This is a genomic window from Trinickia symbiotica, assembly GCF_003028655.1.
Lineage (GTDB): Bacteria > Pseudomonadota > Gammaproteobacteria > Burkholderiales > Burkholderiaceae > Trinickia > Trinickia symbiotica_A.
Genome location: NZ_PYUC01000008.1, coordinates 344416 through 366832 on the forward strand (window position 1 = coordinate 344416; position 22417 = coordinate 366832).

Consider the following 22417-nt stretch of genomic DNA (forward strand, 5'->3'; position numbering starts at 1 on the left):
TCTATTGTAAGGCACGTTGCCGAGCGAGGCGGGGGCCGGACCGCGGCCGCGGTCCGCCGCCCTGCCGCCGCTTTCGCGACGGCCCGCTGATATGCGAATGTGGGAGAGTACGGTATGGAATTTAGTTCCGACATTGCTGAAACCGAAATGGCTGAAACGGTCGTAGCGGCCGAGCCCGCGAAATCACGCGAACTCCGCCCGCGCGACGATATGCCGCGCGAGCGGCTCCTGAAGGTCGGCGCCTGCGCGCTGTCGGACGCGGAGCTGATCGCGCTATTTCTCGGCTGCGGCGTGCCGGGTCACAACGTGTTCGAGGTGTCGCGGGCGCTGCTCGAGCGCTTCGGCTCACTGCGCGGGATGCTCGATGCCAGCTCGGCGGATTTCGCCGGAATGCGCGGCATCGGACCGGCAAAGAAGGCGATACTGCTCGCCGTCTTCGAGATGGCGCGGCGCGCGCTCGCCGAAAAAGCCAGGGAGCAGCCCCTCATCGATTCGAGCGCCGCCGTCGAGGACTACGTGCGGCTGCTGATCGGCACGCGCCCTCACGAGGTCTTTCTCTGCCTCTTTCTCGACGCGCGGCACCGCCTCATCGACAGCGAGGAGTGCTCACGCGGATCGATCGCGCACATGGCCGTCTACCCGCGCGAGATCGTGCGCCGAGCCCTGGCGACCAACGCGGCCGCGCTGATCGTCGCGCACAACCATCCGTCGGGCGCGGCCAAGCCGAGCGCGAGCGATCGTCAGCTCACGCGCGTGCTGCGCGACGCGCTCTCGCTCATCGATGTGCGGCTCGTCGATCATCTCGTGGTCGGACGAAACACGGTCTTCTCGTTCGCGAATTCGGGCTTGCTTTGAGGTGGCGGGCGCGCCGGCGCGCCCGGCGAGGAAAACGCAAATAACGTTTGATTTTTCGGCGGTTTTTCTGCTAGAATCGCCGTCTGCCTATTTTTTCCGATCCGAATCGCATCCGGAATCCGGACGGACGCTCGGATGCGGTCATGACGCCGCGCCCGCATTCGTACCGGCGTGGTACCGGCAAGTACGAGCGGCGGCCGAACGATCGTCGACGGCGAGAGTCGAGCAGGAAGTCGAACGAAGCGAGCGACGAACAACGGCCGGTAAGGCGAAGAGGTCTGAAGGAATCAGAGCGGATACGCCCGAAAGCAGTAGCGTAGGCCGGTCCGGCTCTCGAACCCAGGCTTGAACCGAATATAAGCGTTTTAGGAGTGCTCTCATATGGCACGCGTATGCCAAGTAACTGGGAAAGCGCCGATGAGCGGCAACAACGTTTCCCACGCGAACAACAAGACGAAGCGGCGCTTTTTGCCGAATCTGCAAAACCGCCGCTTCTGGGTGGAGAGCGAGAACCGCTGGGTGAGCCTGCGCGTCTCGAACGCGGGTCTGCGCCTCATCGACAAGAAGGGCATCGAGTCCGTGCTTGCCGACCTGCGCGCACGCGGCGAAATCTAAGCGAAGGAGTCTGAATCATGGCGAAAGGCGCACGCGACAAGATCAAGCTTGAGTCGACCGCAGGCACGGGTCACTTCTATACCACGACGAAGAACAAGCGCAACATGCCTGAGAAGATGGAGATCATGAAGTTCGATCCCGTCGCTCGCAAGCATGTCGCGTACAAGGAAACCAAGATCAAGTGATCGGTTGTTTCCTTCGAGCTTGAACGACAAAGACGGCAAAAGCCCCGCATTGCAGCGGGGCTTTTGCGTTTACCGGAGCAAGAGCCCTCGATCCAACGGGCAGGAGCAAGGCACATGAATTTCGACGTCGTGATCGTGGGCAGCGGACTTGCGGGTTTGACGGTCGCATTGAACCTCGCCGAGAAGCGCCGCGTCGCGGTCCTCGCCAAGCGATCGATGACCGAGGGCGCGAGCGATTGGGCTCAGGGCGGCATCGCGGCCGTACTCGACTCGGCCGACAGCATCGAGAACCACGTCCGCGACACGTTGGTCGCCGGCGCGGGCCTGTGCGACGAAGCCGCGACACGCTTCATCGTCGAAGGCGGCCGCGCCGCCATCGAATGGCTGATCGAGCGGGGCGTACCGTTCACGCGCGACGAAGCAGCCGAGCTCGGATTTCATTTGACGCGGGAAGGCGGGCACAGTCACCGGCGCATCATTCATGCGGCAGATGCAACGGGGCACGCCGTCGTCGAGACGTTGTCCGAGCGCGTGCGTCAGCATCCGAACATCACGCTGCTCGAGGATCACTATGCCATCGACCTCATTACGTCGGACAGGCTCGGATTGCCCGGCCGCCGCTGCCACGGCCTCTACGCGCTCGATCTCGCCAGCGGACGCACCGTCACGCTGCAGGCGCCGCATACGGTGCTCGCAACGGGAGGCGCGGGCAAGGTCTATTTGTACACGACCAACCCGGACACCGCGACCGGGGACGGGATTGCGATGGCTTGGCGCGCCGGCTGCCGCGTCTCGAACATGGAGTTCATCCAGTTCCATCCGACTTGCCTCTTCCACCCTTACGCGAAATCGTTCCTGATTTCGGAGGCCGTGCGCGGCGAAGGGGGCCGGCTGCTGCTGCCCGACGGCACGCGGTTCATGCCGGCGCACGACGAACGGGCCGAGCTCGCGCCGCGCGACATCGTGGCGCGAGCGATCGACTTCGAGATCAAGAAACGCGGGATCGACTGCGTCTATCTCGACATCAGTCATCAGCCGGCTGCCTTCCTGCGTGAACATTTCCCGACGATTCTCGCGCGCTGCCTCGAGTTCGGCATCGACATCACGAAAGACCCGATTCCCGTGGTGCCAGCCGCGCATTACACCTGCGGCGGCGTCGTCACGGACCTCGCCGGCCGCACCGATCTCGCGGGTCTCTACGCCGTCGGCGAGACGGCCTGCACCGGTCTGCACGGCGCGAACCGGCTGGCAAGCAACTCGCTGCTCGAATGCCTCGTCATCGGCCGCTCGACGTCGGCTGTCATCGAAAGCGACGGTTTCGAGGCTGGCGCGCACGCGCCGTTGCCCGATTGGGATGAAAGCCGCGTGTCCGATCCCGACGAGGAAGTCGTCGTCGCGCACAACTGGGACGAACTGCGGCGGCTCATGTGGAACTACGTCGGCATCGTGCGCACCGACAAGCGGCTCACGCGGGCCAAACATCGGATCGCGCTTTTGCGCGACGAAATTCAGGAGTACTACGCGAACTTCAAGGTAAGCCGCGACCTGCTGGAGTTGCGCAACCTCGTCGATGTGGCGATGCTGATCGTCGACAGCGCACGCTCGCGGCGCGAAAGCCGCGGACTGCACTTCTCACGCGACTGGCCCGCGGCACTCCCCAAGGCACTGCCGACCGTGCTTGCTCCCGAGCGCGTGCGAAACCGGCAAGTCTGACAGCGGCCCGCGCGGATGCCACGGCAACCGCGGGCGTTATCCGAGCCCGGTGCGCTGGCCACGCCTTGCGAAGCTCACGCGAGTAGCCGCCCTACACGATCCGCATCGAATAATCGGTCGCGCGAACATCCTTCGTCAGCGAACCGATCGAGATGCGGTCGACCCCTGTCTCGGCGATCGTACGCACCGTATCGAAGTTCACGCCGCCCGACACTTCGAGCACGGCGCGGCCGGCCGTCAGCTTCACGGCGTCGCGCATCGCCGCGAACGAGAAATTGTCGAGCAGGATCGACTGCGCGCCATGCGCGAGCGCGGACTCGAGCTGCTCGAGCGTCTCGACCTCGATCTGAACGGGAACGCCCGCATCGAGCGCATAGGCCGCTTCTAGCGCCGCCCCGACGCCGCCCGCCGCGGCAATATGGTTTTCCTTGATGAGAATGCCGTCGTAAAGGGCGAGCCGCTGATTTGCGCCGCCGCCCACGCGTACTGCGTACTTTTGCGCGAGCCGCAGGCCCGGCAGCGTCTTGCGCGTGTCCAGGATACGGGCGCGTGTGCCCGCGATCGCATCGACGTAACGGCGTGTCGCGCTCGCCACGCCCGAAAGCAACTGCAGAAAATTGAGCCCATTTCGCTCGGCCGTCAACAGCGCACGCACAGGGCCGCGCAATTCACAGACGACGGAATCGGCCGTCATGCGATCGCCCTCGCGGTAGCGCCAGTCGATTTCGATCGACGGCTCCACCTGGCGCATCACGGCCGCAAACCACGGCACGCCGCAAAGGATCGCCTCCTCGCGTACGACGATGCGTGCGTGACGCACCGCGTCGGCCGGCACGAGACGCCCCGTCACGTCGCCGCTGCCGATATCCTCGGCGAGTGCATCGGCGACGTTGCGCGCCAGTGCGGCGTCGAACGCCGCGCCGTACTGCGTGCGGATTTCCGTATAAAGCGGCGACACTGCGTCGCCTTGAACCATGTGCTGTTCGGACATCGACGAAGTTCCTGCTATTGGCATCAGGCCGCGCCGACGTTGGCGAACAGCGCCGTGTCGCGCGCGAGGTCGCCGCTTGCCTGCACGCGGTGCTTGCGCTCGGCGGCGAAAGCAAGCATACGGTCGATCGGCACGCGTGCCCGCTCGCCAATCGCCGCGTCGACGAAGATCTCGTTATGGCCGCGCTCGAGCACGTCGGCCAGATTGACGAGCCCGTTCATCGCCATCCACGGGCAATGCGCGCAGCTCTTGCAGGTCGCGCTGTTGCCGGCGGTAGGCGCTTCGATGAACGTCTTGCCGGGCGCCGCCAGGCGCATCTTGTGGAGAATGCCGAGATCGGTCGCGACGATGAAGTGCGTCGCGGGGAGCCGCTTCGCGGCGTCGATCAATTGCGTCGTCGAACCTACGACGTCGGCCTGAGCGACCACGCTCTCGGGCGACTCGGGGTGCACGAGCACCTTGGCCTCCGGGTATTCGGCACGCAGCAAATCGAGCTCGATGCCCTTGAACTCGTCGTGAACGAGGCATGAGCCCTGCCACAGCAGCATGTCGGCGCCCGTCTGCTTCTGGATATAGCTACCCAGATGGCGATCGGGCGCCCAGAGAATTTTCTCGCCGCGCGCATGGAGGTCGGCAACGATCTCGAGGCCGATCGACGAAGTCACCATCCAGTCGGCGCGCGCCTTGACCGCCGCGCTCGTATTCGCGTACACGACGACCGTGCGATCGGGATGCGCATCGCAAAATGCGGAGAATTCGTCGGCTGGGCATCCGAGATCGAGCGAGCACGTCGCGTCGAGATCGGGCATGAGAATACGCTTGTCGGGGCTCAGGATCTTCGCTGTTTCGCCCATGAAGCGCACGCCGGCTACGACGAGCGTGCGGGCGTCATGGTCGCGGCCGAAGCGGGCCATCTCGAGCGAGTCGGCCACGCAGCCGCCCGTTTCGTCGGCGAGTTCCTGCAGTTCGGGATCGACGTAGTAATGCGCGACGAGCACCGCATTTTCCCGTGCGAGCAGCGCGCGAATACGTGCCTTCAATGCGTGCCGTTCTTCGGGCGACGGCACGACGGGCACCTTCGCCCACGCCTGACCCACGCCGCAGACGGCCCCCGCCGTGCTCGAAACCAGCGGCTTATCGAACTCGACGGTCCTGATCGTCGCACCCATCATCCCCTCCCGAAGCAACGCTGCCGGCGGCACCGGAAGCGATCGAGGTCGCGACGGAAGCCCGAAAAGGCCGGCCTGCCCTCATCTCCAATGCGCCTAAAAAGCAACACCCCGCCAGCGCGGGGTGTCTTGTGACGTCTCGAAATTGTAATGGATTTCGCGATCAGGCGTATCGGCGCAGGCGCAGCGCGAATTCCTGCAAAGCCTTGATCCCGCTTTGCTCGGCGCGGTGGCACCAGTCCTGCAATTGGGCCAGCAACTGCTCACGCGAAGCGTTCGAGCGGTCCCAGATCGCCGCGAGGTCCTTGCGCAGCTCGATGAACGTCAAAAGCGTCTGATTGTTCGCGAAGATCTCGGGCAGCTGGCGCTTCTGCGGCTCGTCGAGGCCGCTTTCGTCCTTGTGGAACCACTTGCCCGCGCTCTTCATGAGCGCGTACTTTTCGCGCGCGCCGATTTCCTTCAGGCGCGCGAGCTCTTGCCGGTAAGCGCGCTTGACCGTCTTCGCATAGCGCGCCATGACCTCATAGCGGTTCGAGAGGACGGCCTGCAGCGTGTCCTGGTCGAGGACCAGCTTGCGCGAGGCCAGGCGCGGCGTGGGCGCGACTTTTTTCACCTTGGCAAGCCGGCAGGCCGACATGAGACGGATATAGGCCCAGCCGATGTCGAACTCGAACCACTTGTTCGAGAGCTTCGCCGATGTCGCATAGGTGTGGTGATTGTTGTGGAGCTCCTCGCCGCCGATGAGGATGCCGAGCGGAAAGAGGTTCGTGCTCGCGTCTTCCGAATTGAAGTTGCGATAGCCCCAGAAATGTCCGAGACCGTTGACGACGCCGGCCGCCCAGAACGGGATCCAGGCCATCTGCACCGCCCAGACGGTCAGGCCGACGACGCCGAACAGCGCGACGTCGATGACCATCATCAGGCTCACGCCGAGAATCGGGTATTTCGTATAGAGATTGCGCTCGATCCAGTCGTTCGGCGTGCCGTGGCCGAAGCGGCGCATCGTTTCTTCGTTGCGCGCCTCGGCGCGATAGAGCTCGGCGCCTTCGAGCAGGACTTTCCAGATCCCGCGCGTCTGCGGGCTGTGCGGATCCTCTTCGGTCTCGCATTTCGCGTGATGCTTGCGGTGGATCGCGGCCCACTGCCCCGTCAGCATGCCCGTCGTCATCCAGAGCCAGAAGCGGAAAAAATGGCTCGCGACCGGATGCAGGTCGAGCGCGCGGTGCGCCTGGCAGCGATGCAGATAAACGGTGACGCCGATGATGGTGACGTGTGTCACGGCCAGCGTGAAGAGCACGATCTGCCACCACGAGAAGTGCAGCGTGCCGTGGGCGAGAAAGTCGAGCAGGGAGTTCAGCAAGGCATTTACCTGTGGAGCAACGACGGCTGCGCAACGTCGGGCGCCGGGGCGCGCGACCGAGCACAGTCACATAGACGTAAGCAAACTGTTGGGCTGGGAGGCATTGTACTTCAACGCACTCGGCAGTTTGTAACAAAAGTGCTCTCGCGCACGCGACGCAGCGCCACGCCCCCAAGCCGACTCAAGTGGCATCGCGAGCGCGATTCATGCCCAGTCGGGTGACGTCGGCGACGGTCCCGGCCGCGCCCGCGGCGTTGTCGTTCGCCGGCGCGAGGGCCGCCGGCAGCTCGCCGACGATGCGCACGTCGCGCGTCGGATACGGGATCGCGATGCCATGCTCGTTGAAAAGACGCCAGATGTTGCAATTCACGGCCGATCGCACGCCGGCCGTGCCCTTCGCGGCATCCTCGATCCAGAAGCCGAGCTCGAGGTTGATGCCGTCCGCGCCGAACGAGACGAGATAAGGGGTCGGCGCCGGGTCTTCGAGAATCCGCTCGACGCCGCGCGCCGCCTCGACGAGCAGCGCCATCGCTCGCTCGACGTCCATGTCGTAGGCCACCTGCACGGGCGCTTTCGCGTAGCCGCGTGTCAGGTACGACGAATGGTTCTGAACGACGTCCGTGATGAGCTTCTCGTTCGGGATCAGCGTTTCGATGCCGTCGAGCCCGCGCACGGTCGTGTAGCGCGTGCGGATCTCGGTCACGATCCCTTGCAGGCCGCCGACGTTGATCGAATCGCCGATGCGCAGCGATCGATCGATGAGGATGATGAATCCCGACACATAGTTGCTGGCGATTTTCTGGAGCCCGAAGCCGAGCCCCACGCCGAGCGCGCCGCCGAACACCCCGAGCACCGTCACGTCGATGCCGACGAGCGAAAAGCTCACGAGCACCGCCGCGAGCATGAGCAGCGCGCGACCGACGCGCGCGAGCACGACCCTGAGGTTGGCATCGATCGAGCGCGAGCGCATGAGCCGCTCCTCGAGCATCGAGCCCAGCCAGAGCGCCACGACCATCGTCACGCAGACCCAGAGGACGCCGGTCGTGAGCGAGAGCAGCGTCATGCGTTCGTTGCCGACACGAAACCGCACCGACGCCATCCAGCGCAGCACCTGGTCCTGGATACCGAGCACGGTAAGCACCATGCCGACCCAGACGAGCACCGTCACGAGCTTCTCGACGATGAAGAGCCAGGCGTGCGCCTGCTTTCCGTGGCTGAAGACGCGCCGCGCGACATAGAAGACGACGTAGATGAGCGCGATGCCGAAAAGCGGCACGAGAGCGAGTTCGAGCAGCGACGTCGACATGTAGTCGGCGAGAATCGCCTGCGCGAACCAGACCAGGACGCTGCCGAGCAACGGGAAGAGCGCCTTGTCGAGACTCTCGGCGCCGAAGCGCAGCGCCTCGTGGCGCGCGCGGCGGTGCACTTCGAGCTTACGGCGCAAAAAGCGCGCGAGAAGCCAGGCGGCCAACAGCAGCCCCAGCAGCGTGCCGCCCTGCCAGACCATCACCGGCTCGCCGAAGTCGCGGACGATGTCCGCGAGCATGTGAGAGAGGATGTGGTTCTGGATCATGTCGGAGCGTTCTCACGTTCCGGCCGACGCTCGAGCACGGCCGCGAAAAATCCGTCCGTGGCATGGCGGTGGGGCCAGAGCGAGAGATAGTCGCCCATCTCGAGCTCGATGCGCTGCTCGGCGAGCAGCTTGCCCGCCGGGACGAGCGCGAAATCGGGGTGATCGGCGAGAAACGCGGCGACGACGGCCTCGTTCTCCGCCTCGAGCACGCTGCACGTGGCGTAGACAAGGCGACCGCCCGGCTTCACGAGGCGCGCGGCGCTCGCGAGAATCGACGCCTGTTTCGGCGTCAACTCGGCGACGGCGGCCGCGTTCTGGCGCCACTTGAGGTCCGGGTTGCGGCGCAGGGTACCGAGCCCGCTGCACGGCGCGTCGACGAGCACGCGATCGATCTTGCCGGCCAGCCGCTTGATCTTGACGTCGTGCTCGCTATCGATGAGCACGGGATGGACGTTCGAAAGACCGCTGCGCGCGAGACGCGGCTTCAGCTTCGCGAGCCGGCGCTCGGACACGTCGAATGCATAGAGCCGGCCCGTCGAGCGCATCGCCGCACCGAGCGCAAGCGCCTTGCCGCCCGCGCCGGCGCAAAAATCGACGATCATCTCGCCGCGCCGCGGCGCGACGAGCGCGCAAAGCAGTTGGCTGCCCTCGTCCTGCACCTCGACCCACCCTTCCTCGAACACCTTGAGCTTCGTCAGGGCCGGCTTGCCGGCCACGCGCACGCCGAACGGCGCGAACGGCGTCGCGCCGGCGTCGATACCTGCCTCCTTCAGCGCGTCGAGCACCTGGTCGCGGCTCGCCTTGATCGGGTTCGTGCGCAGATCGAGCGGGGCCGGGTAGTTGAGCGCCGCCGCGAGCTGCGCGAGCTCTTCGCCAGCAAACCGCGTGGCCAGCGCCTCAATGATCCATTCGGGCAGATTGAGCCGGATCCGCAATGGCAGGCTCGCCGGGTCGATCTTCGCGACATGCTCGAGCCACGCGTTTTCGTCCTCGGAGACGAACGGCTTCACCGCCGAGCGGCCGACGGTCTGCATGAGGCCGAGCAGCGCGAGCCGGCGCGTCGGGCTGCCGACGCCGCTCTCCGCCAGATGCGCGAACTCCATGCGCCTGCGCAGCACCGCGAACACGGCCTCGGCGATGACGCCGCGCTCGAAATGACCGAGCTTCGGATGCGCGCGGAAGAAGCGGCTCGTCGTCGCGTCGGCCGGTCCGACGAACTTCAGAATCTCATCGAGCAGCGCTTCGGTCTGGCCGATCAGGAAGCCGTGCAGCCCTTGCTCGCGGCGCGGCTGCGAGTCGGCTCGCCCTTGCGCGCGGCGCTCCTGCGAACGTTGAGGCCGCAGCGGGCGCTGGGGGCGTTGCGGGCGCGGGGGGCGGCTCGTCATTGTTGTTGCTCCTCTTCGCGAACGTCAGCGAACAACCAGCGCGGCTCCGGCGGCGTCACCTCGACGCGCATGCCGTCGAGCGCAAGGCGCCCCTCGACGAACCAGCGCACGGCGCGCGGATAGATGATGTGCTCGCAGGCGAGCACGCGTGCCGAGAGCCGCTTTGAGTCGTCGCCGGCGACGACGGGGACCGCGGCCTGGATCACGATGGGTCCGTGGTCGAGCTGCGGCGTGACGAAATGGACGGTCGCTCCGTGCAGCGCGACCCCCGCTTCGAGCGCGCGCTGATGGGTCTTGAGTCCCGGGAAGCACGGCAATAGCGATGGATGCACGTTCAGCATCCTCCCCGCGTAGCGCTCGACGAACCGCGTCGTCAAGACGCGCATGAACCCGGCGAGCACGACGAGATCAGGCTCGTAGCGATCGACGACGGCCGCCAGTTCCGTATCGAACGCCTCGCGCTCGGGAAATTCGAGGTGATCCACGACGGCCGTGGCGATGCCGTTCTCGGCCGCAAACGCCAGCCCCGCCGCGTCGGGCCGATTCGCGACGACGGCCGCGACGCGCGCCGGCCAAGCCTCGCGCGCGCAGCCGCGCACGATCGCTTGCATGTTGCTGCCCCGCCCTGAAATCAAAATCACAATATTCTTCATTCAAGGATTTTATCATTCAGGTGCGGGTCGCCCCGACGGGAGCACCCTGCGGGGGCTTGCGCGGGAAGCGCCGTTGGGCGATATCCGACGGCCTCCGGGGGCAGTGAACGCCGTGACCGTTTATAATCTCCTGCTTCGCAGCGCCTCGCGGCGCGCGTCGATCTTTGGTTTCGCGGCTCGCGGCTCACGCCCTTGTCGCCCACCCCAACGGCTATCGTGAGAGTCTTCCGCGGTCTTCCCAACGCCGAGAGCCGCGCGCCCTGCGCGCTGACGATCGGCAACTTCGACGGTGTCCACCGCGGGCACCAGGCCCTGCTCGCACGCGTGCGCGAAGCGGCGCGCGAGCGCGGCCTGCCCGCCTGCGTCATGACCTTCGAGCCGCATCCGCGTGAATTCTTCGATCCGGCAGGCGCCCCCCCGCGCATCGCCATGCTGCGCGACAAGCTTGAAGCGCTGCGCATGAACGGCGTGGACCGCGTCGTCGTCGAGCACTTCAACCGCACGTTCGCGAGCCAGTCGCCCGACGCGTTCGTCGAGCGGATCATCGTCGGCGGCCTGCATGCGCGCTGGGTGCTGATCGGCGACGACTTCCGCTACGGATCCAAGCGCGCCGGCGATTTCGAATCGCTGAAGGCGGCCGGCGAGCGCCATGGCTTCGAAGTCGAGCGAATGGCGACGATCGTCGATCCGAGCGGCGCGCGCATCTCGAGCTCGGCGGTGCGCGCGTTCCTGACCGCGGGCGAGCTCGACGCCGCGCGCGAAGCGCTCGGCCGCGACTATCTGATCAGCGGACATGTCGTGCACGGCCTCAAGCTCGGCCGCGATCTCGGCTTTCCGACGCTGAATCTGCCGATCGCGCACAAGCGCCCCGCGCTTGCCGGCATCTTCATCGTGCGCGTGCACGGGATCGAAGCCGAGCCGCTCGCGGGCGTCGCGAGCCTTGGACTGCGCCCGACCGTCGACGATTCGGGCCGCGTCCTGCTCGAGGTCCATCTGCTCGACTGGCATGGCGACGCGTATGGCAAACTCGTGCGCGTCGAATTCCTGAAGAAGCTGCGCGACGAGGAGAAGTTCACGGACCTCGAAGCGTTGACGCGGGCGATCGCGCGCGACGTCGCGAACGCGCGGGCCTATTTCGCCGCGACGGGCGGCGCGCGCGTGGGCATGGCGGCGCCGGCCGCCGCTCATCCTGCCGCCCCGAGCGCGCCGGGTAGCCGTGCGACCGGATTTTCGACATCGGCGACCGATCGAATTATTCGCTAGCAATAGCGCAACACCCAAATGCAGCGGCGGCCCGGCGGGTCATGACCTTGGGGCCTCGTGGCGCTCGCACCGCCGCGCCGCCGACCGACACCGATTGAGTGGCGCCCGCAGTCCGGACGCCCAAACGAAGTTTCAGCGATCTCACTATGAGCGACAAGAAAGCCGATTCGAAATCTCAGGCCAAGTACCCGGTCAACCTGCTCGACACGCCGTTCCCGATGCGCGGCGACCTTCCGAAGCGCGAGCCGCAACGCGTCAAAGAGTGGGAGGAAAAGCGCGTCTACGACAAGATCCGCGCGGCAAGCCGGGGCCGGCCGCGCTTCGTGCTGCATGACGGGCCGCCCTACGCGAACGGCGACATCCACCTCGGCCACGCGGTCAACAAGATCCTGAAGGACATCATCGTCAAGTCGCGCAACATGGCCGGCTTCGACGCGGCCTACGTGCCCGGCTGGGACTGCCACGGCATGCCCATCGAGATCCAGATCGAAAAACAGTTCGGCAAGTCGCTGCCCGTCACCGAGGTGCAGCAAAAGGCGCGCGCCTATGCGGCCGAGCAGATCGAGAAACAGAAAGCCGGCTTCAAGCGGCTCGGCGTGCTCGGCGATTGGGACAATCCGTACAAGACGATGAACTTCTCGAACGAGGCCGGCGAAATCCGGGCGCTCGCGAAGATCCTCGAGAAGGGCTACGTCTTTCGCGGATTGAAGCCCGTGAACTGGTGCTTCGATTGCGGCTCCGCGCTCGCCGAGGCCGAAGTCGAGTACAAGGATCGGACCGACCCTTCCGTCGACGTGCTGTTCCCGTTCGCCGATCCCGAGAAAACGGCGCGCGCGTTCGGGCTCGAAGCACTGCCGCGCGCCGAGGGCGGCATCGTCATCTGGACCACCACGCCGTGGACGATTCCGGCCAACCAGGCGCTCAACGTCCATCCCGAACTCGTCTATGCGCTCGTCGATACGCCGCGCGGCATGCTGATCGTTGCCGAAGAGCGCGTCGCGGCCTGCTTGCAGGAATTCGGCTTGACGGGCAACGTCGTCGCCACGGCGCCCGGGGCGAAGCTTGCCAACGTGCGGTTCCATCATCCGCTCGCCTCGGCTCATCCCGGCTACAAGCGCACGTCGCCCGTGTACCTCGGCGAGTACGTGACGATCGATACGGGCACGGGCATCGTCCATTCGTCACCGGCTTACGGCGTCGAGGACTTCGAGTCGTGCAAGGCGCATGGGCTCGCCGATTCGGACATCATCAACCCCGTCATGGGCGACGGCCGCTACATCGAATCGCTGCCGCTCTTCGGCGGTCTCTCGATCTGGACGGCCAACGCGAAGATCATCGAAGCGCTCGATGCCGCGGGCACGCTGATCCACAAGGAAAAGTACACGCACAGCTACATGCACTGCTGGCGCCACAAGACGCCGATCATCTATCGGGCGACGTCGCAATGGTTCGCCGGCATGGATGTCGCGCCGAAGGACGGCGGACCGACGCTGCGCGAAACGGCGCTGGCGGGCGTGGAGGCCACCGCATTCTATCCGTCGTGGGGCAAGCAGCGCCTTCACAACATGATCGCGCACCGCCCGGACTGGACGCTCTCGCGGCAGCGCCAATGGGGCGTGCCGATGGCGTTCTTCGTGCACAAGGAAACCGGCGAGCTCCACCCGCGCACGCTCGAGTTGCTCGAAGCCGTCGCGGAGCGCGTCGAAAAGCACGGCATCGAGGCATGGCAAACGCTCGATCCGCGCGAGCTGATCGGCGACGACGCGAACATGTACGAGAAGAACCGCGACACGCTCGACGTCTGGTTCGATTCGGGCACGACGCACTGGCACGTGCTGCGCGGCTCGCACAAAGACGTGTCCGCGTTCCCGGCCGACCTCTATCTCGAAGGCTCGGACCAGCACCGCGGCTGGTTTCACTCGTCGCTCTTGACGGCCTCGATGCTCGACGGCCGCGCGCCTTACAAGGCGCTGCTCACGCACGGCTTCACCGTCGACGGCGAAGGCCGCAAGATGAGCAAGTCGCTCGGCAACGGCGTCGATCCGCACGACGTGGCAAGCCGCCTCGGCGCCGAAATCATCCGCCTCTGGATCGCCTCGACCGATTACTCGGGCGAGCTCGCGATTTCCGAGGAAATCTTGAAGCGCGTAACGGAGAGCTATCGCCGCATCCGCAACACGCTGCGATTCCTGCTCGCCAACCTATCGGACTTCGACTTCGCGAAGGACGCGCGACCGATCGACGAATGGCTCGAGATCGATCGCTATGCGGTGGCGCTTGCCGACGAGCTGCAGCGCGACATCCTCGCCCACTACGAAAAGTTCGAGTTCCATCCGGTCGTCGCGAAGCTGCTCACGTTCTGCTCCGAGGATCTCGGTGGCTTCTATCTCGATGTGCTGAAGGACCGGCTCTACACGTGCGCGCCCGATTCGAATGCGCGCCGCGCGGCGCAGACGGCCATCTATCACATTGCGCAAGGCCTGCTGCGGATCATGGCGCCGTTCCTCTCGTTTACGGCGGAAGAAGCGTGGCAGGTATTCCAGCCCGGCAACGACACGATCTTCACGGAGCTTTACTACCGCTACCCCGAGGTTCCCGGCGGCGATACGCTACGCGAGAAGTGGGCGCTCCTGCGAACGATCCGCGGCAACGTGACGAAGGCACTCGAGGAAGCACGCGTGGCCAATCTGATCGGCTCCTCACTGCAGGCCGAAGTCGAAATCCGCGCGACCGGCGCGGCCTTCGACGCGCTGAAGAGCCTCGACGACGATCTCAAGTTCGTGCTGATCACCTCGGCCGCGACGGTCGTCGAGGTCGATTCGGAAGCCGAGGAAGGCGTCGATGTGATCGCGTCGAAGTACCTCAAATGCGAGCGGTGCTGGCACTATCGCGCGGACGTCGGCGCCGACGCCGCGCACCCGACGCTCTGCGGCCGCTGCGTCAGCAACCTGTTCGGCAACGGCGAAACGAGGAGCGCGGCATAATGGCGAAGACCCGTCCGATTCAAGCGAGCGGCACGCTCGCGCCGTGGCTCGGTATCGCGCTCATCGTCATCTTGTGCGATCAGTTGACGAAGATCGCCGTCACGAAAGTGCTCGCATACGCGACGCCCTACCCGTTCACGCCGTTCTTCAATCTGCTGCTCGTATTCAACCGGGGCGCGGCATTCAGCTTTCTCGCCGCGGCGGGCGGCTGGCAGCGGTGGGCGTTCACGGCGCTCGGCGTCGTCGCAGCGCTCGTCATCGTGTATCTGCTCAAGCGCCACGGCAACCAGCGGCTCTTTTGCACATCGCTGTCGCTGATCATGGGCGGCGCGCTCGGCAACGTCATCGACCGGCTCGTGCACAGCCACGTGATCGACTTTCTCGACTTTCACGTCGGCGGCTGGCATTGGCCCGCATTCAACTTGGCCGACAGCGCGATCGTAATCGGTGCACTATTGCTGGTGTTGGACGAGCTGCGGCGCGTGGGCGGATCCCGCTGAGCGAGATTGGGCGCGCGAGGCTCATTCGCCGATACGCGCATTCGGAGGCAACGTTGGCAATTGCGGAACTCGCAGGAAAGCATCTCGTACTGGGCATGACGGGCGGCATCGCCTGTTACAAGATCGCCGAGCTGACGCGGCTTCTGACGAAGGCCGGCGCAACGGTGCAAGTCGCGATGACGGAGGCGGCGACGCAGTTCATCACGCCCGTCACGATGCAGGCGCTCTCGGGCCGCCCTGTCTTCACGAGCCAGTGGGATACGCGCATCGACAACAACATGGCGCACATCGATTTGTCGCGTGAGGCCGACGCGATCGTGATCGCTCCCGCGTCGGCGGACTTCATCGCCAAGCTCGTGCACGGCATGGCGAACGATCTGCTTTCGACGCTATGTCTTGCGCGCGATTGCCCCCTGCTCGTCGTGCCGGCGATGAACCGCCAGATGTGGGCAAATCCGGCCACGCAGCGCAACGTGGCGCAACTGCGCGCCGACGGCATACTCGTGCTCGGCCCCGATTCGGGCTCGCAGGCCTGTGGTGAAATCGGCGACGGGCGCATGCTCGAGCCCGAGGCGACCTACGAGGCGGTCGTTTCGTTCTTTCAGCCCAAAATCCTCGCCGGCCGGCGCGTATTGATCACGGCTGGCCCCACGTTCGAGCCGATCGACCCCGTGCGCGGCATCACGAACCGCTCGAGCGGCAAAATGGGCTTCGCGATCGCCCGCGCGGCGCAGCAAGCCGGCGCCGCCGTTCGTCTCGTCGCGGGCCCCGTCGCACTGGCGACGCCCTGGGGCGTCGTGCGCGACGACGTGGAAACGGCCCGGCAAATGTACGATGCGGTCCTCTCGACCGCAGCCGATTGCGATGTCTTCTTTTCCGTCGCAGCCGTGGCCGACTGGCGCGTCGATGAGGCGAGCGTCGACAAGATCAAGAAGACGGCGGGGCATCGTGTGCCGAGCCTCGCTTTCGTCGAGAATCCCGATATCCTCGCGACGGTCGCGCAGTTGCCCAACGCGCCTTACTGCGTCGGTTTCGCGGCCGAAAGCGGCAATCTCGAGACGCACGGCGAGGAAAAGCGTGTGCGCAAGAACGTGCCGCTCCTCGTCGGCAATCTGGGGCCCAAGACGTTCGGGCGCGACGACAACGAGGTCGTCCTCTTCGATGCGCACGGCGTCACGCGGCTCCCCCGGATGGACAAGGACGCGCTTGCGGCCGCGCTCGTGCGCGAAATCGCGCGCCGGCTGCCCGACGCGAGCCTCATTTCATGAGCGGTGCGAGAAGCGTGGCGCGCCGGTCGCTTATCGTTTTCCGTCAGTAAACGCAACGAACGAATGAAACTCGACCTGAAGATCCTCGATGCGCGCATGCGCGAATACTTGCCCGCTTACGCCACGCCGGGCAGTGCCGGCCTCGATTTGCGCGCCTGCCTCGACAAGCCGCTCGTGATCGAGCCCGGCGAGACGCGGCTCGTGCCGACGGGCCTTGCCATCCATGTCGGCGATCCAGGCTTCGCGGCACTGATCCTGCCGCGTTCGGGCCTCGGCCACAAACATGGAATCGTGCTCGGCAACCTCGTCGGCCTGATCGACTCGGACTATCAGGGAGAGCTGATGATTTCGACGTGGAATCGCGGCCAGACGACGTTCACGCTCAATCCGATGGAGCGTCTCGCGCAACTGGTCATCGTGCCGGTCGTGCAGGCGCAATTCAATATCGTCGATGATTTCGTCGAAAGCGAGCGCGGCGCGGGCGGCTTCGGCAGCACCGGCAAGCACTGAACGGCGCGCCGCTGCCTGTGCGCGGCGCCCCCCACAAAACAAAGCGGCGCGGGAGTTTTCCCGCGCCGCTTTTTCCATGTCGGACCGAACGGTCCGCTGCAACCGCGCCCTTATTCGACTTCGACCGTCTCGGGGTTCGGATTGCGCGGCACTGCGTTCTCGTCGAACGTCAACTGCACCTTGTCAGCTTCGTCGACATCCACGGTCACGCGCCCGCCGTTCATCAGCTTGCCGAACAGCAACTCGTCCGCCAACGCGCGCCGGATTGTGTCCTGGATAAGCCGCTGCATCGGCCGCGCGCCCATCAGCGGATCGAAGCCGTTCTTCGCGAGATGCTGCCGCAGCGCATCGGTGAAGACCGCGTCGACCTTCTTCTCGTGCAATTGATCCTCGAGCTGCATGAGGAATTTATCGACCACGCGCATGATGATTTCCTGATCGAGCGCGCGGAAGCTGATGGTTGCATCGAGCCGGTTACGGAACTCGGGCGTGAACATCCGCTTGATATCGGCCATTTCGTCGCCGGTCTCGCGACGCGTCGTAAAGCCGATCGTGCCCTTTTGCATCGATTCCGCGCCCGCGTTCGTCGTCATGATGATGATGACGTTGCGGAAATCGGCCTTTCGTCCGTTGTTGTCGGTCAACGTGCCGTGATCCATCACCTGCAGCAGGACGTTGAAGATGTCCGGGTGCGCCTTCTCGATTTCGTCGAGCAGCAGCACGCAGTGCGGCTTCTTCGTCACGGCCTCGGTGAGCAACCCGCCTTGATCGAAACCCACATATCCGGGCGGTGCGCCGATGAGGCGGCTCACCGCGTGGCGTTCCATGTACTCCGACATGTCGAAGCGGGTCAACTCGATGCCGAGCGTGAACGCGAGCTGCCGCGCGACTTCGGTCTTGCCGACGCCGGTCGGGCCCGAGAACAAGAATGCGCCGATCGGCTTGTCGGTCTTGCCGAGCCCCGCGCGCGCCATCTTGATCGCGGCCGCGAGCGCATCGATCGCCGGATCCTGACCGAACACCACAGCCTTCAAGTCGCGATCGAGCGTCTGCAGCTTGCTGCGATCGTCCTGCGACACGCTTTGCGCGGGCACGCGCGCGATCTTGGAAATGATTTCCTCGATTTCGCCCTTGCCGATCGTCTTCTTCTGCTTCGACTTCGGCAGGATCCGCTGCGCCGCGCCGGCCTCGTCGATCACATCGATGGCCTTGTCAGGCAGATGACGGTCCGTGATGAAACGCGCCGACAGCTCGGCCGCCGCCGACAGCGCGCCCGACGAGTATTTGACGCCGTGATGCTCCTCGAACCGGGACTTGAGCCCGCGCAGGATCGCCACGGTCTGCTCGACCGTCGGCTCCGTCACGTCGATCTTCTGGAAGCGCCGCGAAAGCGCCGCATCCTTCTCGAAGATGCCGCGGAATTCCGTGAACGTCGTCGCGCCGATGCACTTGAGCGTGCCCGACGAGAGCGCCGGCTTCAGCAGGTTCGATGCGTCGAGCGTGCCGCCCGATGCGGCGCCCGCGCCGATCAGCGTATGGATTTCGTCGATGAAGAGAATCGCGTGCGGACGTTCCTTGAGCTCCTTGAGCACCGTCTTGAGCCGCTGCTCGAAATCGCCGCGGTACTTCGTGCCGGCGAGCAACGCGCCCATATCGAGCGAGTAGACCTGTGCGTCCGCCAGAATGTCGGGCACCTCGCCGCGCGTGATGCGCCAGGCGAGCCCTTCCGCGATGGCCGTCTTGCCGACGCCGGCCTCGCCGACGAGCAAGGGGTTGTTCTTGCGGCGCCGGCAGAGCACCTGCACGACGCGCTCGACCTCGGACTCGCGCCCGATGAGCGGATCGATGCGACCGTCCTTCGCCATCTGGTTCAAGTTCTGCGTGAACTGCGCGAGCGGCGTTTCCTTCTGCGAAGCCGCGTCCTCCGACTCGGCGTTCGAATCGCCGGCCTTCGCCGCATCGCTGCTGTTCGTCTTGGCGATGCCGTGCGAAATGAAGTTGACGACGTCGAGCCGAGTCACCCCCTGCTGCTGCAGGTAGTAGACGGCATGCGAATCCTTCTCGCCGAAGATCGCGACGAGGACGTTTGCACCCGTGACTTCCTTCTTGCCGTTCGAAGTCGACTGCACATGCATGATCGCGCGCTGGATCACTCGCTGAAAGCCGAGTGTAGGCTGCGTGTCTACGTCGTCGGTGCCGGGCACCGTCGGCGTATTGTCATGAATGAAGTTGCGCAGGTTCTGGCGCAAGTCCTCGATGTTGGCCGCGCAGGCGCGCAACACTTCCGCCGCTGTGGGATTGTCCAGCAATGCCAGCAAAAGATGTTCGACGGTGATGAACTCATGCCGTGCCTGGCGCGCTTCCATGAACGCCATGTGCAAGCTGACTTCCAGTTCCTGGGCAATCATGCTTCCTCCATCACGCACTGCAGCGGATGCCCTGCCTGCCGTGCGTGCGTAACAACCTGCTCGACTTTGGTCGACGCAATGTCCCGCGTGTAGACCCCACAAACTCCCCGCCCCTCGCGATGCACCTTCAGCATGATCTGCGTCGCGGTCTCTCGGTCTTTATTGAAATATTCCTGCACGATCATCACGACAAACTCCATTGGCGTGAAATCGTCATTCAACAGTACCACTTTATACATGGACGGCGGTTTCAGCTCGTTTTCCTGCCGCTCGAGTACCGTGCCGTCCTGCCTGTCCGGGATAATCGCCATACACCCATTCTAAACAACTCGGTCGCGCCCGCAATCCTCCGGAAACCCGACCGAAGAGCCGCCGAGCGCACCGCCGCGGTGCGATCGGCATGCACCCGCGCGAACCCCATGCACCGCGCGAACCCGCCGTGGAGCCGCTTCCCCGTCGCCGTTGGGCGACCCTTCGAGGGCGCGGTCCGCAGTTCGATCGAGTATCGCACAACGCGTGCCGGTCGCGCCGCCGGCGATGCGGCGCACACCGGCTGATATGTCTCGCACTACTCCGATGTGCGTCGATTATGCGACTTTTCAAGTGACCTCGCTTGCGTCAGCGCACACTGAGAAGTCGGAAAAACCCTCACAGGCAACAACCGCGCGCAAGCGCGCACGCATCATCTCAAAATTCCCTTGACACTTCCTTAAAGAGGTCCAACAATCAAGCTGGCACTTTTTTTCAGCTGGCTGCAACAAGTGCAAGTACGAAAAAATGCCGAGGTGAGCTTGTGCGGAGGGGGCGGCTGCGAGAGCGGCTGTCCGGCTTTTCGAGCGTGCTCGTGGTAGGACATGAGAGTTACAGGGGAAGTTGGTATGGCAACTGGTACGGTCAAGTGGTTCAACGACGCGAAGGGCTTCGGGTTCATTACGCCGGACGAAGGTGGTGAGGATCTGTTTGCGCATTTCTCGGCCATCCAGATGAACGGGTTCAAGACGCTCAAGGAAGGTCAGAAGGTGTCCTTCGAGGTGGTCCAAGGCCCGAAGGGCAAGCAAGCGTCGAACATCCAGGCTGCTGCCTGACATCGTTCGAGCGTTGTGCATTCGAAAACCCGGCTGCGGCCGGGTTTTTTTCGCGCTGTGAAATCCCGCCGCGGCCACCTGAACCCGACCAGTCCGGTCAGTACACCTTCCCAAAGCATCACGATGCCATTCTCGGCGCAGGCTGACGCCGGATTATTGCGTTGAGTCAAGAAACGGGCGTTTCGGCGAACGCGCCGTCCGTAGCCTGCAGTCAGATATCCGCGTATGCGGGCAACAAGTCCTGAGCGACCAACCGGATTTCGATGTGGTTCGCGACTTTGACGTGCTCCGGGTTGTCCGCGGAAAATACGCCATCCGTGATGCTCACGATGATCGTGCCGATCTGCTTCTCACCTGCTTCGAGAACCGGAATCAACGCTCGGGCTTCCGGCACCTGTTGCACGGTGATGACCTTCGGCAGATACAGCATCCAGCCGACGCCCGGCTTATCATCGAACACCTGTTTCCCGAAATATGCCCTAGGAGCGACCGACACATAAGCAGGGTTGTAGAGGCGAGCAATCACAGAAACGCCGTCCTCCATAGCCGCGTAGTCGCCAAGCCGTTGCGTCGGCTCTGCTTGCTCCGGCAGGTCAACTTCGACTTCCGAGGGCATCACGCCCGTGTCAATCGAGAGCTTTAATTGCGCGCCATCGGTCGAACTGTTGTGACCGTTCCAAAAGCCCATCACTTTGGGCCGATTTTTTCTTGCGCCTTCGTATCGGATGGAAAGAACGGCCGATATCGCAGACGATGGCACGCCGGGAGCCTCGAAGACTGGATGTAGACGTGCCTCGAACTCCGTGTCGCCTGTCAAATACCACTGCGCAAGGCGCTCGTCCTTACTCGCGAGCAGTTCCACTACAGACCACAATCGCCGCAGATGAACCTCGAATTGACCCGCGCCAGCGAAGTCTGGCGCATCACGAAATTGAGCAAGAATGTTCATAGGATCACGGCTGATCTGTACCCCGTCGCCGTCGCGGCTCGGCGGCAGATGTTTCAAATTTGCGGCGGCCCTATGCTCAGATATCCGCGTATGCTGGCAACAAATCTTGATCTACCAACCGGATCTCGATGCGGTTCGCAACCTCAACATGCTCAGGGTTGTCCGCTGAAAATACCCCATCTGTGACGCTCGCGATGATCGTACCGACCTGCTTCTTGCCGGCTTCGGGAACCGGAATCAACGCTCGGGCTTCTGGCACTTGTTGCACGGTGATGACCTTCGGCAGATACAGCATCCAGCCGACGCCCGGCTTGTCATCGAACACCTGTTTCTCGCGATATTCCACCGGCCCTACTTGGATCACATCCGGGCTGAACTCCGCTACGATCAAGCTTACGTAATGCACGAAGTCGTCGTAATTGACTAGTTCACCGTTGCTTACGTCGGCTAGATTCGTGAGCGATACAGTAAAGGCATCCGGCTCGCCTTGCGGCAGTATGTGACAGGTCATGCTGCCGCCGATTTGCGTTCCTTCCGGGTGCGCCCACATGCCCACAGAAGTCACATCTGTGACATTGCGGAATTCCTCTCGGATGACGGCCAGCGCTGCCGTTGATGGCGCGTCACCATCGAACGCCGGGTACAGCTTGGCTTCTTGCTCTGTGTCGCCCTGCAAATGCCACTCGTTTTTCGCGATTCCGCCGCGCTGCGCGATTGCGTCCGCGATCCGACCTAGCCTCGTTAGCAGCGTTTCGAAGTCGGTGGGCGCAAGCGTGGTGTCGCGGAAATCAGCATGAATTTCGATGCTCGTCATGTTGATGGCTCAAGGTACGACAACAGATTGAACGCCCCAGCGCCTGAGCAACGTTAGCATTCTTGCTCGGGTCTTTGGACCCTGGAAATACCATATGAGCTTAGCAGGCGGAGCTTGCGCGGACTATGAGCGCCTGC

The 22417-nt window shown here is 64.3% G+C and carries 20 protein-coding genes; 10 read left to right on the forward strand and 10 right to left on the reverse strand.

Features of this window, described 5'->3' with window-relative positions; translation table 11 throughout:
• The first annotated feature begins 114 nt into the window (after positions 1 to 114).
• The 4 genes from radC to nadB all read left to right on the forward strand — a co-directional run bounded on the left by radC (position 115) and on the right by nadB (position 3368).
• Complete coding sequence (gene radC, locus C9I57_RS18175; protein ID WP_107152013.1) at positions 115 to 855, forward strand: RadC family protein; 741 nt, start codon at positions 115 to 117, stop codon at positions 853 to 855.
• A 381-nt stretch (positions 856 to 1236) separates the two neighbouring features.
• Complete coding sequence (gene rpmB, locus C9I57_RS18180; RefSeq protein ID WP_026230132.1) at positions 1237 to 1470, forward strand: 50S ribosomal protein L28; 234 nt, start codon at positions 1237 to 1239, stop codon at positions 1468 to 1470.
• Between the two features lie 17 nt (positions 1471 to 1487).
• On the forward strand, positions 1488 to 1655 hold the full coding sequence (gene rpmG, locus C9I57_RS18185) for a 50S ribosomal protein L33 (protein WP_004185395.1): 168 nt from the start codon (positions 1488 to 1490) through the stop codon (positions 1653 to 1655).
• A 114-nt stretch (positions 1656 to 1769) separates the two neighbouring features.
• Positions 1770 to 3368 (forward strand): L-aspartate oxidase, encoded by a 1599-nt coding sequence (nadB, locus tag C9I57_RS18190; RefSeq protein WP_107152014.1) that lies wholly within the window; start codon positions 1770 to 1772, stop codon positions 3366 to 3368.
• Between the two features lie 91 nt (positions 3369 to 3459).
• Here nadB and nadC read toward each other — a convergent pair whose 3' ends face one another.
• From nadC to purN, 6 genes are all read right to left on the reverse strand, one after another.
• The gene (gene nadC / locus C9I57_RS18195; protein ID WP_107152015.1) at positions 3460 to 4359 is read right to left on the reverse strand and encodes a carboxylating nicotinate-nucleotide diphosphorylase; all 900 of its coding nucleotides are present in this window, start codon (positions 4357 to 4359) and stop codon (positions 3460 to 3462) included.
• Positions 4360 to 4382: 23 nt separating this feature from the next.
• A complete protein-coding gene (gene nadA, locus C9I57_RS18200) occupies positions 4383 to 5528 on the reverse strand; it encodes a quinolinate synthase NadA (RefSeq protein WP_107152084.1) in 1146 nt (381 codons plus the stop codon).
• Positions 5529 to 5691: 163 nt separating this feature from the next.
• Positions 5692 to 6888, reverse strand: coding sequence for a DesA family fatty acid desaturase (locus tag C9I57_RS18205; protein WP_107152016.1), 1197 nt, complete (start codon positions 6886 to 6888; stop codon positions 5692 to 5694).
• 181 nt (positions 6889 to 7069) lie between these two features.
• Positions 7070 to 8461, reverse strand: a complete 1392-nt coding sequence (locus C9I57_RS18210; RefSeq protein ID WP_107152017.1) for a mechanosensitive ion channel family protein — start codon at positions 8459 to 8461, stop codon at positions 7070 to 7072.
• Positions 8458 to 9846 (reverse strand): RsmB/NOP family class I SAM-dependent RNA methyltransferase, encoded by a 1389-nt coding sequence (locus C9I57_RS18215; protein ID WP_258187701.1) that lies wholly within the window; start codon positions 9844 to 9846, stop codon positions 8458 to 8460. Before C9I57_RS18215 ends, C9I57_RS18210 begins: the two co-directional genes overlap by 4 nt.
• A complete protein-coding gene (gene purN / locus C9I57_RS18220; RefSeq protein WP_107152018.1) occupies positions 9843 to 10499 on the reverse strand; it encodes a phosphoribosylglycinamide formyltransferase in 657 nt (218 codons plus the stop codon). Before purN ends, C9I57_RS18215 begins: the two co-directional genes overlap by 4 nt.
• A gap of 216 nt (positions 10500 to 10715) precedes the next feature.
• On the opposite strand from purN, the gene C9I57_RS18225 reads away from it, so the two are divergent.
• The 5 genes from C9I57_RS18225 to dut all read left to right on the forward strand — a co-directional run bounded on the left by C9I57_RS18225 (position 10716) and on the right by dut (position 17024).
• Positions 10716 to 11762: a bifunctional riboflavin kinase/FAD synthetase gene (locus C9I57_RS18225; protein ID WP_107152019.1), complete on the forward strand. Its 1047-nt coding sequence runs from the start codon at positions 10716 to 10718 to the stop codon at positions 11760 to 11762.
• Positions 11763 to 11908: 146 nt separating this feature from the next.
• The gene (gene ileS / locus C9I57_RS18230) at positions 11909 to 14746 is read left to right on the forward strand and encodes an isoleucine--tRNA ligase (protein ID WP_107152020.1); all 2838 of its coding nucleotides are present in this window, start codon (positions 11909 to 11911) and stop codon (positions 14744 to 14746) included.
• Positions 14746 to 15246 (forward strand): signal peptidase II, encoded by a 501-nt coding sequence (lspA, locus tag C9I57_RS18235; protein ID WP_107152021.1) that lies wholly within the window; start codon positions 14746 to 14748, stop codon positions 15244 to 15246. Before ileS ends, lspA begins: the two co-directional genes overlap by 1 nt.
• A gap of 53 nt (positions 15247 to 15299) precedes the next feature.
• Complete coding sequence (gene coaBC / locus C9I57_RS18240; RefSeq protein ID WP_107152022.1) at positions 15300 to 16514, forward strand: bifunctional phosphopantothenoylcysteine decarboxylase/phosphopantothenate--cysteine ligase CoaBC; 1215 nt, start codon at positions 15300 to 15302, stop codon at positions 16512 to 16514.
• A gap of 63 nt (positions 16515 to 16577) precedes the next feature.
• Complete coding sequence (gene dut, locus C9I57_RS18245; protein ID WP_107152023.1) at positions 16578 to 17024, forward strand: dUTP diphosphatase; 447 nt, start codon at positions 16578 to 16580, stop codon at positions 17022 to 17024.
• Positions 17025 to 17134: 110 nt separating this feature from the next.
• Here dut and clpA read toward each other — a convergent pair whose 3' ends face one another.
• The gene (clpA, locus tag C9I57_RS18250; protein ID WP_107152024.1) at positions 17135 to 19432 is read right to left on the reverse strand and encodes an ATP-dependent Clp protease ATP-binding subunit ClpA; all 2298 of its coding nucleotides are present in this window, start codon (positions 19430 to 19432) and stop codon (positions 17135 to 17137) included.
• A complete protein-coding gene (gene clpS, locus C9I57_RS18255) occupies positions 19429 to 19743 on the reverse strand; it encodes an ATP-dependent Clp protease adapter ClpS (protein WP_018443197.1) in 315 nt (104 codons plus the stop codon). The genes clpA and clpS overlap by 4 nt, the downstream gene beginning before the upstream one ends.
• A gap of 567 nt (positions 19744 to 20310) precedes the next feature.
• Between clpS and cspD the strand changes: the two genes are divergently transcribed.
• The gene (cspD, locus tag C9I57_RS18260; RefSeq protein WP_017776809.1) at positions 20311 to 20517 is read left to right on the forward strand and encodes a cold shock domain-containing protein CspD; all 207 of its coding nucleotides are present in this window, start codon (positions 20311 to 20313) and stop codon (positions 20515 to 20517) included.
• Positions 20518 to 20728: 211 nt separating this feature from the next.
• On the opposite strand, the gene C9I57_RS18265 is transcribed toward cspD, so the two are convergent.
• Positions 20729 to 21466: an immunity 52 family protein gene (locus tag C9I57_RS18265; protein ID WP_107152025.1), complete on the reverse strand. Its 738-nt coding sequence runs from the start codon at positions 21464 to 21466 to the stop codon at positions 20729 to 20731.
• A gap of 76 nt (positions 21467 to 21542) precedes the next feature.
• On the reverse strand, positions 21543 to 22271 hold the full coding sequence (locus C9I57_RS18270; protein ID WP_107152086.1) for an immunity 52 family protein: 729 nt from the start codon (positions 22269 to 22271) through the stop codon (positions 21543 to 21545).
• Positions 22272 to 22417 lie beyond the last annotated feature (146 nt).